The organism is Collinsella sp. LCP21S3_A3, from assembly GCF_052118905.1.
Lineage (GTDB): Bacteria > Actinomycetota > Coriobacteriia > Coriobacteriales > Coriobacteriaceae > Collinsella.
In genome coordinates, this window is record NZ_JBQKGH010000003.1 from 121779 (window position 1) to 136416 (window position 14638).

The window sequence follows — 14638 nt, forward strand, 5'->3', positions numbered from 1 at the left end:
GGACCCCTATGAACAAAGATCTGTATCTGGTCCGTCATGGACAGACAATATTCAACCTTAAACGCATTATTCAGGGATGGAGCGATTCGCCGCTCACGCAGTTGGGCTGCGAGCAGGCGGCGCGTGCCGGTATGTTCTTGCGTGCGCGTGGCGTTGAGCCCGATCACGCCTACACCTCGACGCTGCACCGCACCGAGCAGACTATCGCCAGCCTGTGGCCGGGCCTTGCCTACGAGCGTCTGGATGGCCTGCGCGAGTGGTTCTTTGGCGACTTTGAGGCCGAGCGCGTGATGCTGATGCCCGAGCGTCCGTGGCGTGACTTTTATCGTCAGTTTGGCGGTGAGGGCCAGATGCAGGTACGTGAGCGCATGGTGACGACGTTGACCGATCTTATGCGACGTCCGGACCATTCGTGCGTGCTCGCGGTGAGCCATGCCTCGGCCATCAAGGAGTTTTTGGACCACTCTAGGGGAGCGGCGGCCGACGAGCGCGAGCGCGTGCCGGGCAACTGCTCGGTTCTGCATTTTGCGTTTGACGATGCAACCGATACGTTTGAACTGGTCGAAGTCTTTACGCAGGAGGATTACGCGCGTGAGCTGGGGCTAGAGCCGCTCGTGGCGGCAGCGGGCCCGCGGCGTGGGTAGCGCGGGCGCGGCGATTCGGATCGCCGACATAATTGTTTGATGCGAAAGGGGCGGGGATGCATGCGCATGTATCCCCGCCCCTTGCTTGTTGAGCTGACGAGTCTTTGTGCTGGGCGTTTAGGCCCCGTTAGAACCGTGAGATCTGGTGAGTGAGCAGACCCGTCGGAACCTGCGGCGCGCCGCCGCTGACCTGCGCGGCGGGGAACAGCACGGCCACGGTAAAGTTGAACGGCTCTTTGCCCGTGTAGGTGCCGGCTGCGCGGGCCTCATCGGCCAGCAACTGCGACGCCCCTGCCAGCGCGGCAGCGTAGGCGGGGTCATCGGCCAGCGCCGGCTCCGGTGCCTGATCGAGCATGGCTCGGATGGCGGCAACGGCGTCCTCGCGCTTGACTTCCCATACGCGATGCGTAATGCCGGCGGGATCGGTGACGGCATAGAGCGACGCGCCCTCTTTGGCGGCGCCCAGTATGATATCCATGACGGGCGACGCCTCGTAGGCGAGCGACACGGGGCGCGGCTGCACCTTGAGCTCGGTGATCGCGCGCGCGGCGCCGAGTGCGTCGACGCTCTCGGCGGCGGCCTCGTCGCTACCCGTCAGCACGTTAACCGGGCAAATTGCCACAACGCCCGTCACGCGCCCTGGCTCTCCGGAGCATTCGTACACGTAATACGCCGCACCCGGATCCTTGAGCATGAGCCCATCGGCAATCGCACCGCGCAGGGCTTCGTTGTTACTCAGAATGCTGTCCATCGCAGGCAGCGCCTCGAGCGCACGGTCCTGAGCCGGGCGGATGCAGGGAAACGGAAGAGCTTTCATGGACAGTCCTAACGCGCGAGTCGGTTTGTTCGCGGCTTATTATGCCCCAACTTGGCTATTCGCGCCCCAGAGCGTGTTGTCGGCGAGCGCGATCAGCACCCGCTGGCAGCGAACGATATCGGCATGGGGCACATGCTCGTTTGGCTTATGCGCGAGCGCGAGCGAGCCTGGGCCATAGCTCATACAGTTGCGGTTACCCGTCTTGCCGGCAATGACGGCAGTGTCGGTGTAGCCGGTAAAGAAGCCGACGGTCGTGTCCGCGCCAGTCACGTCATCAGCGGCACGCTTGAGCGCGGCTAGAAGGGGAGAGACCGGATCGCGCTCGATGGCGGGGCGGTCGCCTGTCACGGTATAGCTTCCATGGCAACCGGGGACTGCGGCTTCGGCATCGGCGATGGCCTGCTCTACCATGCGCGTCGCGGCGGCCGTATCGGTCGGCGGTGTCAGGCGCATATCGACCCAGACCTTGGCGCGGTCGGGCACGACATAGGGGCGATAGCCGCCTTCGATCTGTCCAAACGTGATGGTCGAAGGCCCCAGCTCATCATGCACGGGCAGCGCCGCGAACGCATGGCGCAGCGCACAGACGGCCTCGGCCATGGCGGCGACGGCATCCGCTCCCTTCCAGGGCTGGCTCGCATGCGCCGTGACGCCGGTCATCTCGATCTCGAACCACGTGCGACCTTTGTGCGCCACCTGAATCTGTCCGTCGGTGGGCTCGGTGTCCAGCACCCATTCGCGCGAGCCGACCCAGCCGGCATCGATGGCGGCCTCGGAGCCGCGCATAAAGTCCTCTTCGTCGACCGAGCAAATAAGCGAGAAGCCGCGGTGGGGCAGCTCGCCCTCTGCCGCCACGCGCTCGAGCGTATGGACCAGTGCGGCAATGGCGCAGGCCAGGCCGCCCTTCATGTCGCAGGCGCCGCGGCCATAGAGTTTGTCGTCTCGCACGGTCGCCCCGAGTGGCGGTGTGTCCGCGTTCCAGCCATCTCCTAGGGTGACGGTATCCATATGGCAGATGTAGACGAGTCGCGCCTCGTCGCTCACACCCGGCACGGTGACCATAAGGTTGCGGCGCCCGGGGAGTACTTCGAGCTCTGCAATCTGCACGGCATCGAGCGCAGAACTATCAAGCTGCGCCAGCTGCTGTTCAATGAGCCTCTTAATGAAGTGTTCGATCTCGCCTTCGTAGGCGCCCGGGTCCGAGCTATCAATCTTCACGAGCTCCTGCGTAAGCCCCCAGGCAAAGTTCTCATCAACCATACGAAACCTCACAATCAGTTTGCTTCCAAAACCGATTGTAAGCCACCTGGAGGATTCGCGACGTGTGCGTAGCAGTATTAACCGTTCGCAGGCCGAGCCATCGCGTTTGGCGGCCGGGCAGGCTCACAAATGACGCAATGGGTACGTATCCTTCATGGATGACATGCTGTGCGACATATCTGCCTTTCGGTATCACCGGATACCTCCGCAGGTCTTGGCAATAATGCCGGACCTGCCTGATTCTGTGGACGATCCGCGCAGGGAGCATCTTTGTGAGCACCCGCTTGTCAAGCATTTCCTGGGCACCCCGTTACACGTGTTGGCGCGGGGCGGCTGCGGGCGTAAGGGCGGCCGTATTGTCAGGCACGTTTGGAACGGGGAGAGGCCGTTTGGCTCCGTGCGACAGACAGAGTTTGGCCTTGATGTTGCGTCCCCGCTCTTTACCCTGCTGACCATGGCTTCCTCGGTCTCAAATGAGCGCCTGATCATGTGCATGTATGAGATGTGCGGCACCTTTGCCGTGTGCAAGATTGCGTCTCAGGTAAAGTCGGCGCTTGAGCAGGCATATGGGAGCCGGTGGGGTGACGCACGGTTGGGCTGGGAAAACGTAAAGGATGCCTCGGGGAATCCAACGGACCTGTGGAAACGACCGCCCTTGATTGAGCTCTCTGAACTAACCGAGTACGTCGATAAGATCCAGGGGCTCCGCGGTGCTAAATCATTCACGCGTGCCGCGAAATGCATTACGGGGGTTGTGGCATCGCCGCTCGAGGTCCAGGCTTCGATGCTGTTTGGCCTTACGAGGTTGCGCGGCGGCGAAGGGCTGCGCCTTACCAATAACGTCGAGATTCGCATGACGCGCAGCGCCCGCCTGATTTCGGGGCTTGATAGGCGCTACGCCGATATCCTGCTGTCAAATAAGGACGGCAGCAGAGAGTGCCTGGTTGAATGCCAAGGTAAAGCCATTCACGGATCCATAGAATCCAAGATCTCGGACTCCGATCGAACGACGGCCCTTCAAGCGATGGGATATCCTGTCGTTCTGATGACCTATGGTCAGCTGGTCGACTCCGATGCCTTCCGCGTGGTGATGGAACTCATCATGTCCTATCTCGATGTGCCGTTGAAAGACAAGACGCCGCGGCAGCAGGAGCTCGAACGGCGGCTTCGTGAGGAGATTTTTATCGATTGGGCGGGAATGTAGCCGTGCGGGTGGAAAACGGTCGCGTGAGCTAGGGTTTGGTTGCGAAAAGGCTTCAGTTGCTCTTTGAAATAGGCTTTAAAAACGCTACCCAGAACAAGTTATTTCGGAAAATGGACAGTCAACTTAAATTTGGCATATAGAGATCGATTTTTACCTACTAAAACCACTGATAAAGCTGTTTATCAGAGTAGGTGCGCTCAGTGATTTGGGCATGACTGTCGATTATCCGAAAAAACTTATTCTGGGTAGCACTTTTCCAGCCGTCGGGAACAACGAAATTCGCCCCCATTTCGTTAAAACGGGGGCGAATAGACTTCGTGGCTTGTCTGGCAGGCTTGGCGCCGACGCTACTTGATCACGCGTACGCGATACATCGAAGGAATCTGCTTGAGCGCCTCGATGGTGCTGCTGTCCAGGTGCTCGTCGGTGTCGAACATGGTGTAGGCGTTCTCGCCGGCGGACTCGTTGGTCATACGCTGCACGTTGGCGTTGTCCTTGGCCAGGATCGCCGTGATCTGGCCGATCATGTTGGGCACGTTGGCATGCAGGCAGGCAATGCGGCTTGCGGCGCGCGCCTTGCCCATGCTGCAGGCGGGGTAGTTGACGCTGTGCGCGATGTTGCCATTCTCCAGGTAATCCTTGAGCTCGCTGATGGCCATATCGGCGCAGTTGGCCTCGGCCTCGCCGGTGCCGGCGCCCGAGTGCGTGGTGATAAACGTGTTGGGCATCTTGACCGTCTTGGGCGTGGCAAAGTCGCAGCTAAACCAGCTCAGCTTGCCCGCGCGCAGGGCTGCGTCGACGGCGTCCTCGTCAATGATGGTCTCGCGCGCATAGTTGATGAGCACGGCGCCCGGGGCCAGCAGGTCGATCTGCTCGGTACTGATCATGCCGATGGTGTCGGCCTTGCTGGGCACGTGCACGGTGAGGTAGTCGCAGCCGCGGCAGAGGTCCTCGAGCGTGCCCACGCGCTGCACCTCGCGGCTCAGTACCCATGCGTGCTCGACGGAAATGAACGGATCGTAGCCGTAGACGTCCATGCCCAGGTCGACGCAGGCGTTGGCGACCTTGGAGCCCACGTTGCCCAGACCGATGACGCCGATGCGCTTGCCCTTGAGCTCACGGCCCACAAAGGCCTTCTTGGCCTTCTCGGCATCGACCTGAATCTCGGGGTCGTCGGCGTTGTCGCGCACCCAGTTCATCGACTGCACCACGCCGCGGCTCGAGAGCACCAGCATGCCCAGGACGAGCTCCTTGACGGCGTTGCTGTTGGCACCGGGGGAGTTAAAGACGACGACGCCCTTCTTGGCGTACTCCTCGATGGGGATGTTGTTGACGCCGGCGCCGCAGCGGGCGATGGCGCGGATGCCCTCGGGCAGCTCGTAGCCGTGCAGGTCGGTGGAGCGCATCAGGATGGCGTCGGCCTCCTCGGCGGTGCCCACAAACTCGTAGCCCTCGCCAAACTCGACCTTGCCGTCTTTGGTTATGTCGTCGATGGTTTTGATCTTGCGCATGAAAAACTCCTTAGCGGGTTTGTTTATAACAAGTGGTTTGAAGTGGCTGGTCGGCCCGCGGGTTGCGGGCTAGTTAGATCGCGGACTCAAACTATGCTGCGCTTCGAAGTCCTTCATGTACGAGGCCAGTGCCTGCACGTCTTCCATGGTTACGGCGTTGTAGACGCTCGCGCGCATGCCGCCCACCAGGCGATGGCCCTTGACGTTTTGAATCTGGTGCTCGGCCGCGCCTGCGACAAAGGCCGCGTCGAGATCGGCGTCGCCGGTGCGGAAGGTGACGTTGGCGATGGAGCGGCTGCCAGCCTGCGTGGTGCCATGGAACAGCTCGCTGTGCTCGAGCAGGTCATAGAGCAGGTTGGCCTTGGCCCAGTTGCGCTCGGCCATGGCGGCTAGTCCGCCGGCTTGCTCCACCCAGCGGAATACCTTGCCGCACACGTAGATGCCAAAGGTGTTGGGCGTGTTGAGCATGGAGCCCTTGGCGGCCTGGGTCTTAAGGTCCAGGTACTGCGGCGTCTGCGCAAAGGCGGGGCCATCTGCGATGAGGTCGTCGCGCACGATAACCACGGTCACGCCCGCGGCGCCGGCGTTTTTCTGCGCGCCTGCGTAAATGAGCCCGTAGCGCTCAACGTCGAGCGGCTGCGACAGAAAGCAGCTCGAGACATCGGCGACCAGCGGCACATCGCCGCAAGCGGGCAGCTCGTGGTACATGGTGCCAAAGATGGTGTTGTTCTGGCAGATGTAGACGTAGTCGAGCCCGTCGCCCGCGGCCTCGGCGGCAATGCGCGCGTTTATGTCGGCCATGGCGGGAATGCGGTCGAAATTGGTGTCCTCGGAGCTCGCGAGCAGCACGGCCTCGCCGTATTTGGCGGCCTCCTTGTACGCCTTGTTGGCGAAGTTGCCGGTCACGACGTAGCCGGCGCGGCCGCGGCGCATGAGGTTCATGGGAATGCCCGCAAACTGCAGCGTGGCGCCGCCCTGCAAAAACAGGACACGGTAGTTGTCGGGGATGCTCAGCAGGCGGCGCAGGGTTGCCTTGGCGTCGTCGATGATCTGCTGGTACATGCTAGATCGATGGCTCATCTCGAGCACGGACATGCCGCAACCGCGGTAGTCCATCATCTCGTCGGCGATCTCGGCGAGCACGCTTGTAGGCAGCGCGGCCGGGCCAGCTGAGAAGTTGTGCACACGTGCCATCTTCTAGTTCCCCTCGTAGTCGTTTGAACGTTCGGGATACTTTAGCACAGTGGAGCGCCAGGCGCGACCGCATCACGGTAAAACTCGACTGCGCCGCTATGATTTACAGGATGGTTACATGGGGGAGAGGGCCTACTCCTCCGGCAAGTCCAGGTCTGCGAGCGATGGCATCAGGCTCTCCAGGCGTTTGATTTCTTCGTCGAACATGGCGTTGAGCTGTTCTTGCTTGACCTCGAGCTCGTTTTGCATGTCGGCTTCAGCGGCGGCGGACTTGTCTGCAAAGGCATTGAAGTCACCCTGCTTGCGCTCGAGGATCGACATGATGCGCTCGTCGATCGTATCCTTGCACAGCAGACGATAGACCAGTACATTGCGCGACTGGCCCATGCGGTACGCGCGCGAAATGGCCTGGTTTTCGATCGAGGGCTTGTACTGCGGCTCGCACAGCACGACGACGCTTGCCGACTGAATGTTGAGGCCCGTGCCGCCCGACTGAATCTGCGCCACCAGGACGGAGCCCGCGGGCGCCGCGTCAAACGAGTCGATAATCTGTTGGCGTTTATTGAGTGGGGTAGAGCCGCTGATGGGGCCGTAGCACGCACTTCCAAACGCCGAGCGCACCACGTCGATAGTGTCGTGGAAGAACGAGAATACCATGACCTTGCGGTTTTCGTCCTTGGCGTCGGCGACAATCTCGCGCAGGCGTTTGAGCTTGGACGAGTCGCTGGGGTCTGGGGCGTTCCACGACAGCCGTCGGATCTGCATCGGGTTTCGCATCCGCAGGGTTAGGTAGTACTGCTGGAGTTCCGAAGATCCCATCTGGCACCACTCGCTGTTTTCGATAAGGTCGGGCAGCTCCGAGAGCACGTCCTCGCGCTTGCGGCGGTAATAAACCGGTGCCAGGGCATCTCTAAACCCCGCCGAACTAAATCTGCTGGCGTATTTGCCCGCTTCACGCGCAGCCTTTTTGTTGAGATGCGACACAAGCCCGATCATCTCGTCGACCTTATTCTCGAGCGGCGTGCCCGACATAAATAACACGTGCTTAGCCTGCTTGCACAAGTTGAGCGTGTTGATGCTTCGCTTGGCGCTCGGGTTTTTAATGTAATGGGCCTCGTCGACTACGACTAGGTCGAGTTTCACTGACGGGTCCAGCTCAATATAGCTTGTGCTCTCATAGTTGGTGACGCCCACATCCAGCCCCGCCAGCCATGTCCTTGCATGGAGATCCTTCGCGGGCCCGTGGATTTTAATGCATGTAAGGTCGCTGTGCTTGTGCACCTCGCGCACCCAGTTTTCGAGAACACTAGCAGGGCAAACGACCAAGAACTTCTTGGCACCCTTGTTTTTGAGTGCGGTCATCACGGCGATGGCCTGGACGGTTTTGCCCAGACCCATCTCGTCGCCCAGCAGCGCATTGCCCTGGTGCAAGATGTAACGGACGCCCCATGTCTGGTATGTACGGAGTTCGCACTTAAGGCCCGTGGTATCGAACGACGTCGTTTTAATCTGGTCGGCGAGCTTCTCCGGCAGGCCATATCCGTTGGAAGTCGAAGAAAACGCCTCGGGAATTAGCTTTTCGAGCAGGTTATACACGCGGATAGGATCGGCCCCGAAGAGTTTCCACACGGTCTTTTCGTCCGGCTCGATTAGGCTCTGACTCGCATAGCCATTGACCTTCTCGAGCTCTGCGCCGTTGATAAGATCGTTGAGCTTTTCGTACGCGCCGTAAACCGTGTCGCGATCCTTGTAAAAGAGCCAGGTGTACGCATCGAGCGCCGGCAGAATCTGGCCTTGCAGCTCCGAAAGCTCTTCGGTAATGCGCGCGAGCGCAGCCTTGGCCTCGCTGAGCAGATCTTCGAGCTCAAAGTACTTATAGACTTCCTGGAGAAGTGCCGTGTCCTCTGGCTTTTTATTGTCAGGGGTCAGTTTTATCTTGCCGCTTTTGGCAAGCATGTCGACCTGCTGTTCAATGGCATCGACAATTCTGCCGGCAGCATTTTCGCTAATGCCGTTAATCTTGCTTAGTTCCCAACGCTGGTCATAGTTGTCCCAGGGCTGCCTTTCGCGCCCGCGCAATCTTCCGTACATAATCTTGCCGAGCGTTGTGTACCCGGCGTCTTTAAGGCACTTAACGCGAACGCCTGGAACTAGATCTTTAAGCATGTCGACCGATTGCTCCGAAACGTAGCGCTGAGCGTCGGCGTGGCGGACCTTGTCTACTTGTTTACGGATTTGGTTTTGGCTGCGCCTACGCTTTTCTTCCAGTTTGGTAATCGCGCGCTCGGGAATTTTGCCTTCGGCGCCATAGACCGCTGCTTCAATTTCGTTTCTGTTGGGCTTAGCGTCGGATGAGAAAAGGTTCTCGCCGGCGTCCTCGGCGATAACCCTTACGGCCCTTTGCTTGGTTTCCGGTCCAAGTGGGATGCTTGGGTCCATGCCGAGGATACTGTTCGCCTGAAGACGTCCATCTTTTATAAACTTGCTATTGGAGTTGTCTGTAAATTGCACGAGGCGTCGATACGCCGCTTCCGTCGTCTGCTTATCGGTGGCATTCAGCAGAAGCCAGCGGAGCCTTCCACTGTTTTGGCCTACAAGGCCGCAGGCATTCGGAATGTCGTGGGCGTCACGTATTGCGGATTCGTAGAGTTCGGCAAGTAAGGCGGACTTATAGTAGCGGGCGGCTAAAAAGAGCGCGTCGCGCATATGGGTACTCTTCGGTTTGGGTCGATAGAGCTTGCGGATTGCGTCGGCGCATTCATTCGCCACGCGTACGAGCTTTTTAACGTGTTGGTCGTCTTCTGCAAATTCGCCACGACAGTAGAGGTCGTATGCCGTCTTGATCTTCTGATCTGCCAACTTCTTTTGCGTGCTCGCCGGTGTTTGAAGGTCGGCGATTTTAATCCGTCGAAGTTCCTTGTTTAGCGTGTCCGTTTTGGCTTGAGCGATCGCGTTCCTAAAGTTGTCGGGTCCGTATATTGTGGCCTTCGAAATAACCTCGATATCGCCCAATAGCTCCTGGGCCTTCGAGACGACGGCTTTTGCTTCGCTGGGGCTAAACGGTCTTGCCATTACGGACTCCTGAAGATGTGCGGACAAGTTGAGACGCGTGAGGCGCGCGGCGTGACCGCGCGACAGGTCCATTTTAATTGCCTTGGTGCCAAGGAAAATGAAAGGGCCTTCAGGCGTGCGCGATCGCCGTTCACCGATTAAAACTACCGCTCATCTGCATATGCACAGTTGATTTATTGCACAACAAAATGTTGCTAAACAAAAACGTTCGCAAGTGGCGTATGAAGTAATCATTGGCATAATTCTTCCTTTTTTCCAATACAGCTAGTGGGTTGTTTGGGGAATATCGGGGGTCGTTTCTGTATGGACAACAATGCTGTGAGTACAACAAACATTTCAATGGACGTAGACGCGTACTACGAGTCGCTCATTCTGGATGCGGTCGCGCAGGCCGATACCCCACTGCACGAAGCGCTGGTGCGCTCGAGCGTGTATCGCACCATCAATGACTCATACGAACGTGCACTAGCCCAACTAGTTATAGGTGGCGAACTTTTATACGCCAACGGCGAGTACAGCATGGCGCCCGGAGCGGCCAAGGAGGTGGCGGAACCCGCAGGGGAGCCGGTGGCTGCTGATGCCATTGAGCTTGAGGCTGTTAAAAGCGAAGGTGCCGAGGGCGAAAACACTGGGGACGAGGACGTTGACGGCACCGTTGTTGATGACGAAAACGTTGAGTCTGAAGAGGCTGCGCCTGAGGCCGTTGAGTGCGATGCCGAAGAGCCCGAAGCCACAGAGCCTGAGACACTTGAGCGCGCGGCGGCGGCGCCGTGGGCCGACGAGGCCGATATTGCAGAGGCCGAAGCGGTTGAATCCGTTACTCCTGAGGACCCTGCACCAATGGCTTTTGGTCCCATTTCGTTGCGTGCAGATTCGACCCTTGTGCAGTTGAAGGTTAATGGGCGCAGCTGGCCTATCCCTGTTGCCGTGGGTGTTTCGTATGACAAGAAGCCGGCCGACGGTCTGTCTCTCATGGGATACGAGTCGCCGACGGAGCCTGCAGAGGTGGCGGACGAGCAGCAGGAGCCGGCTCAAGTCGAGCAGCAGGAGCCGGTGCAGCCTGAGTGTCCCAGGCTCACGCTGTCTTCCGAGCCGCAGCAGCTGGTTATTTCCTTCTCGGATAGCCTTGAGGCCGAGGCCGCCACCGAGCTCGAGCAGCCCGCGCTTGTGCTCGAGTCTGAACCCGAATCCATTAAAGAGACCGTGACCGTCGCGGACCCCGAAGCCGAGATTGCGCCCATTTCTGAATCCGAACCAGAGCTCGAACTTGAGCCCGGCGTCATGGCTGCATCTAAGTTTGAGCCTTCCGAGGACGCCGTTAAAAAGCTCGAGCGTCCCAAGTACCTGAGCGGCTGGGACGACCCGCGCTGTGTGTTTGATACCGAGACCCAGGTTGCCTTTCTCGACAAGCATGAGATTCACGATGTGTTTTGCCTTGTGCGCAAGTTGGGCAAGGCTGAGGACGAGACCTTACGCATTGCTTTCGAAAAGCATCTTACCGCCTATGCTTTGCCGCTATCTCCGCAGTATCGCGCGCAGGCGCCAGAGCTCGGCAGACTCTCGGGCAATGCGAGGCTGACATTTGACATCTATGGTAATCTGCGCAGCATTGGGCGTGATTACCGTGCCTACGCGAACATTAAAGGACCGATTAGCGAAACACTTAGCACGGTGTATACGAGTGGCGGCGCGCCGCTTTCGCTGTGGAACCTTTCGATTACTCCGGCAATTCAGCGTAAATTAAAATGGACCCTTAAAATCTACGACCTGCCTACGCTGCTCACCTACAATGCTACGGCGTTACGGAGAAGCGGCCTCACATCTTCTGAGGTTGGTTCGATTATCGATGCTTTAAATGAGTGGCCATCGGGTCGTTTGCAGCTGGGAAAAACCAAAGACGAAATGGAACTTGCCCGTCTGGCTGCAATAGGGGGCTGGTATCCAGCCGCTGGCACGCCGCTCGAGCGCGTCGAGGCAGTTAACCGTCTTGTCAGGGATACCATTAACCGTCTGCAGCGCGAAGGCCTTGCCGTAAACGAGCCTTCGTTCCGTCTACTCTTTTGTACCAGGCTGGCGGGTAGGCTTGCGACGGGCGCTAACGAAGAGGACGCTGTCAATTCGGCGCTCGCGAGTCTTAAAAGTGAATATCCCGCCTTTAGTGCAGCGGTAAAAACGTTTGAGCGTCTGAACTTTGAGCTGCCTCAGGATCAAGAAGATATTGAGGCCAGCAATACGGAATCTAACTGCGAAAATGCAAATTCGGCAGACGACGTTATTACGTCGGTCGATGAGGTTCAACCGGGCGGCGAGGTGGGTGCTCAGACGGAAGCGCTTGAAGCGCAGTCCGCTCACGAGTCTGAGCAGCCGCTGGTGCAAGATCTTACGCTGGAACAGGTGCTTAAGCTTGCCGTGGGCCAGGACATTGTAAAGTTCAATAGATGGTTCACGGATCTCGCATACCAGGACCGCATCCTGATGGGCTATATGCTCATCGATGACAAGCCGGCTCGCTGGATGGATAGCCTTGCTAAGTCTGCTTGGAAAATCCGTGAGCGCTACAATGTTCTTATGGCGGGTCGTCCGACGTTTGACATCGATACCTTTGGTCCGCTCTTCCATGCGTATAAGCTGACCGCCGAGGATTTTTACCAGCTGACGAACACCGCGCAGCCTTCCTATTTGTATATGAAGCGCGTGTATGGGCAGGGTACCATTCCGCTTAAATATGCTGCGGCCGATAAGGACCTTGCACCGACTGTTTGCGATGTGGTTCGAGCATACTTGGCGAGCATAGAAACCGAAAGCGCCGACGAGCCGGTGGAGGAGGAGTCCGCGCCTGCAGAGCAGGCTGTCGCGTCGACGCCTGAGCCCGAGTCTGCTTCCGCGCCCGCACCCACGCCCGCGCCCGTTACTACCCCCGCCCCGGCTCCGGTACAACCGGCAAAGCCCTTCGCCAGCAAGGTCGAAGACCTCACCGGCAAAGGCCCCATGTCCATCGAGGCGTGGCTGGCGTTGCTGCCCGCCGACGATGCCAGCCTGTTACGCTGGATCTTTAGCGATAAGCCGCTTATGGATTACCCGCACAAGCCCGCCGGTCTTGGTCCGCTTCGCCAGCGTCGTGCCGACCTGCTGTGCAATCGGCCGCACCTCGATGAGGACAAATTCGCCCCGTTGTACCAGCGTTATGACCTTACCGAGGATGCGTTCTGCAAGATCACGCAGGCATCCCCGATGACTTTTGGCTACCTGAAAGCCGTTAAGGTATCGAACAAGTTTAGCCTCCGCCTTGCCGCCAATGATCACTCGTTGCCGCAGGAATGGCGTGATAGGGCGGCGCAGCTGAATCGTCATTCTTCTGCCGGCGTGCTCCGAACGCCCGTAAGTGTCGAGAGGGACAACACCTCCCAGCTCGAGCAGATCGCGCGTAAAAAACTGGGCAACTTCTCCACGCGCGGTGCCGCGCTGCGTGCCTTTGCCGAGTCTGGAGCCGTTGATGAGTATCACGACCTTAAAGATTTCCGCAACAGGTACCAGCTGTTTTTGGAAGACAACAAGTGCGGTTACAAACAGATGCTTTCGTTGCCTTCCGAGGACATCAGATGTCTTAACGAGCTGCGTGGCACGCACATGTTCCTGGTGGCGCGCGCCAATAAGATCCGCGCCTACAAGGTCGACAGTCGCTTTACGTCCGAGTTGCGTCAGATCCTGACGCTCGCCGTGGGGCGCAATATCGAGTGCGGCGCGGGCCTCATCCTACGCGAGAATCAGGAGCTGTGTGACCTCTACGACGTTCGCGACGACGAGGAGCTCTACGAGATTATCCGCTCATTTGTGCGTCCGGGTTCGGTGCCCGGCTTGGAAATGGGCTCGATGCCGCTGATTCGCCTCGGCAAAACGGACCGTAAAAACCAAATGCTCGATGTGCTGCGAGATGCGGGCACCGAGCTATCGCGCGAGGAGTTTGCCCAGCGCTATGCTGACAAGTACTGCGTGGAAACGAGGACGGTCCGCGGCAACTACCTGCGCGACATGAACGCATATCTGCGCAACGGCCGCTACTCGTATGTCGAGAGCAACCTTACGGACGAGCAGCAGCAGTTCATCAAAGATATGGTGACCGAGGACTACGTCTCGCTACCGTATGTCGCAGCGAGTTTTGCTGCCAAGTTTGGTACCGCATCCGGGCGACTCATTAACGATCAGTCACTGGCGCCTCTTGGTCTGGAAATCTCCAGGGACCTGATAGTCAAGGAAGGCGTGGACCTGCGTCAGTCGTTTACGAACCTGCTTATGTCGCGCGACAGCTTTGCCTACGGTTCCCCGGGCTTTGGCGACGAGGTCATCAACCATCCGGATTTTAGGAATGCCATTACGCCGCTGCTGCGCAACTTTACCTTTATCGAGTGCAACCACGATTCGTTTATTTCGCTCAAGCGCCTGAACGAATCGACAGGTATTCGACGTATTGACCTGGGCAGCTACGCGTATTCCCTGTTTGCCTGCACAGAGCCTGACGTGCCGTTTACGGTGACGAGCCTGCGTAAGCAGGGCTTTATGCATAAGCTCCATGCCGTGGTCGATGAATGTGGTTTTGACAATACGTTTTATGACTCAATCGTTCTGTACGGCCTGGCTCATGAGCAAATAAGGCGTACCCGCTTTAGCGGAGTTTACATGTTCTGTCGCAAGGAGGGGGCGTTTTCGTCGGGCGACGCGGTCGAATACGTCGTGAGGCAAAAGGGGCCTATCGAGGTGGGGGACCTGATCGATGCGTTCCAGGATGACTACGGCGTCGTAATAACCGCAGCCGATATTAACCGAGCCGTCCAGGACAAGGGGCTGTTCTACAACGAGGACCTCGACATGGTCATGCTCAGCAAAAGGATGAACGCAGAATACCTGCGCGAGCTGTATATCAAAAACAACCAATAGGAGG

8 protein-coding genes are annotated in these 14638 nt (G+C 58.5%); 3 read left to right on the forward strand and 5 right to left on the reverse strand.

The window, feature by feature from the left end:
• Positions 1–8: 8 nt before the first annotated feature.
• Entirely contained in the window at positions 9–644 is a 636-nt protein-coding gene (locus ACTQ0H_RS02600; RefSeq protein WP_441048236.1) for a histidine phosphatase family protein, read from the forward strand.
• Between the two features lie 127 nt (positions 645–771).
• On the opposite strand, the gene ACTQ0H_RS02605 is transcribed toward ACTQ0H_RS02600, so the two are convergent.
• Both ACTQ0H_RS02605 and ACTQ0H_RS02610 read right to left on the reverse strand, forming a co-directional pair.
• Positions 772–1461, reverse strand: coding sequence for a DUF1015 family protein (locus ACTQ0H_RS02605; protein WP_441547742.1), 690 nt, complete (start codon positions 1459–1461; stop codon positions 772–774).
• Between the two features lie 39 nt (positions 1462–1500).
• The gene (locus ACTQ0H_RS02610; protein ID WP_441547743.1) at positions 1501–2721 is read right to left on the reverse strand and encodes a M20 family metallopeptidase; all 1221 of its coding nucleotides are present in this window, start codon (positions 2719–2721) and stop codon (positions 1501–1503) included.
• A gap of 397 nt (positions 2722–3118) precedes the next feature.
• On the opposite strand from ACTQ0H_RS02610, the gene ACTQ0H_RS02615 reads away from it, so the two are divergent.
• Complete coding sequence (locus tag ACTQ0H_RS02615; protein ID WP_441547744.1) at positions 3119–3925, forward strand: hypothetical protein; 807 nt, start codon at positions 3119–3121, stop codon at positions 3923–3925.
• Positions 3926–4272: 347 nt separating this feature from the next.
• On the opposite strand, the gene ACTQ0H_RS02620 is transcribed toward ACTQ0H_RS02615, so the two are convergent.
• The 3 genes from ACTQ0H_RS02620 to ACTQ0H_RS02630 form a co-directional block, all read right to left on the reverse strand.
• Positions 4273–5436 (reverse strand): phosphoglycerate dehydrogenase, encoded by a 1164-nt coding sequence (locus ACTQ0H_RS02620; RefSeq protein ID WP_154515718.1) that lies wholly within the window; start codon positions 5434–5436, stop codon positions 4273–4275.
• A gap of 69 nt (positions 5437–5505) precedes the next feature.
• The gene (gene serC, locus ACTQ0H_RS02625) at positions 5506–6630 is read right to left on the reverse strand and encodes a 3-phosphoserine/phosphohydroxythreonine transaminase (RefSeq protein WP_441547745.1); all 1125 of its coding nucleotides are present in this window, start codon (positions 6628–6630) and stop codon (positions 5506–5508) included.
• Between the two features lie 132 nt (positions 6631–6762).
• Complete coding sequence (locus ACTQ0H_RS02630; RefSeq protein WP_441547746.1) at positions 6763–9702, reverse strand: DEAD/DEAH box helicase; 2940 nt, start codon at positions 9700–9702, stop codon at positions 6763–6765.
• A gap of 339 nt (positions 9703–10041) precedes the next feature.
• On the opposite strand from ACTQ0H_RS02630, the gene ACTQ0H_RS02635 reads away from it, so the two are divergent.
• Positions 10042–14634, forward strand: a complete 4593-nt coding sequence (locus ACTQ0H_RS02635) for a hypothetical protein (RefSeq protein ID WP_441547747.1) — start codon at positions 10042–10044, stop codon at positions 14632–14634.
• Positions 14635–14638: the final 4 nt, after the last annotated feature.

Coding starts and splice junctions, on each gene's coding strand:
- ACTQ0H_RS02630 (WP_441547746.1), bottom strand. CDS start 9,702: ATGGCAAGACCGTTTAGCCCCAGCGAAGCAAAAGCCGTCGTCTCGAAG.
- ACTQ0H_RS02600 (WP_441048236.1), top strand. CDS start 9: ATGAACAAAGATCTGTATCTGGTCCGTCATGGACAGACAATATTCAAC.
- serC (WP_441547745.1), bottom strand. CDS start 6,630: ATGGCACGTGTGCACAACTTCTCAGCTGGCCCGGCCGCGCTGCCTACA.
- ACTQ0H_RS02620 (WP_154515718.1), bottom strand. CDS start 5,436: ATGCGCAAGATCAAAACCATCGACGACATAACCAAAGACGGCAAGGTC.
- ACTQ0H_RS02635 (WP_441547747.1), top strand. CDS start 10,042: ATGGACGTAGACGCGTACTACGAGTCGCTCATTCTGGATGCGGTCGCG.
- ACTQ0H_RS02605 (WP_441547742.1), bottom strand. CDS start 1,461: ATGAAAGCTCTTCCGTTTCCCTGCATCCGCCCGGCTCAGGACCGTGCG.
- ACTQ0H_RS02610 (WP_441547743.1), bottom strand. CDS start 2,721: ATGGTTGATGAGAACTTTGCCTGGGGGCTTACGCAGGAGCTCGTGAAG.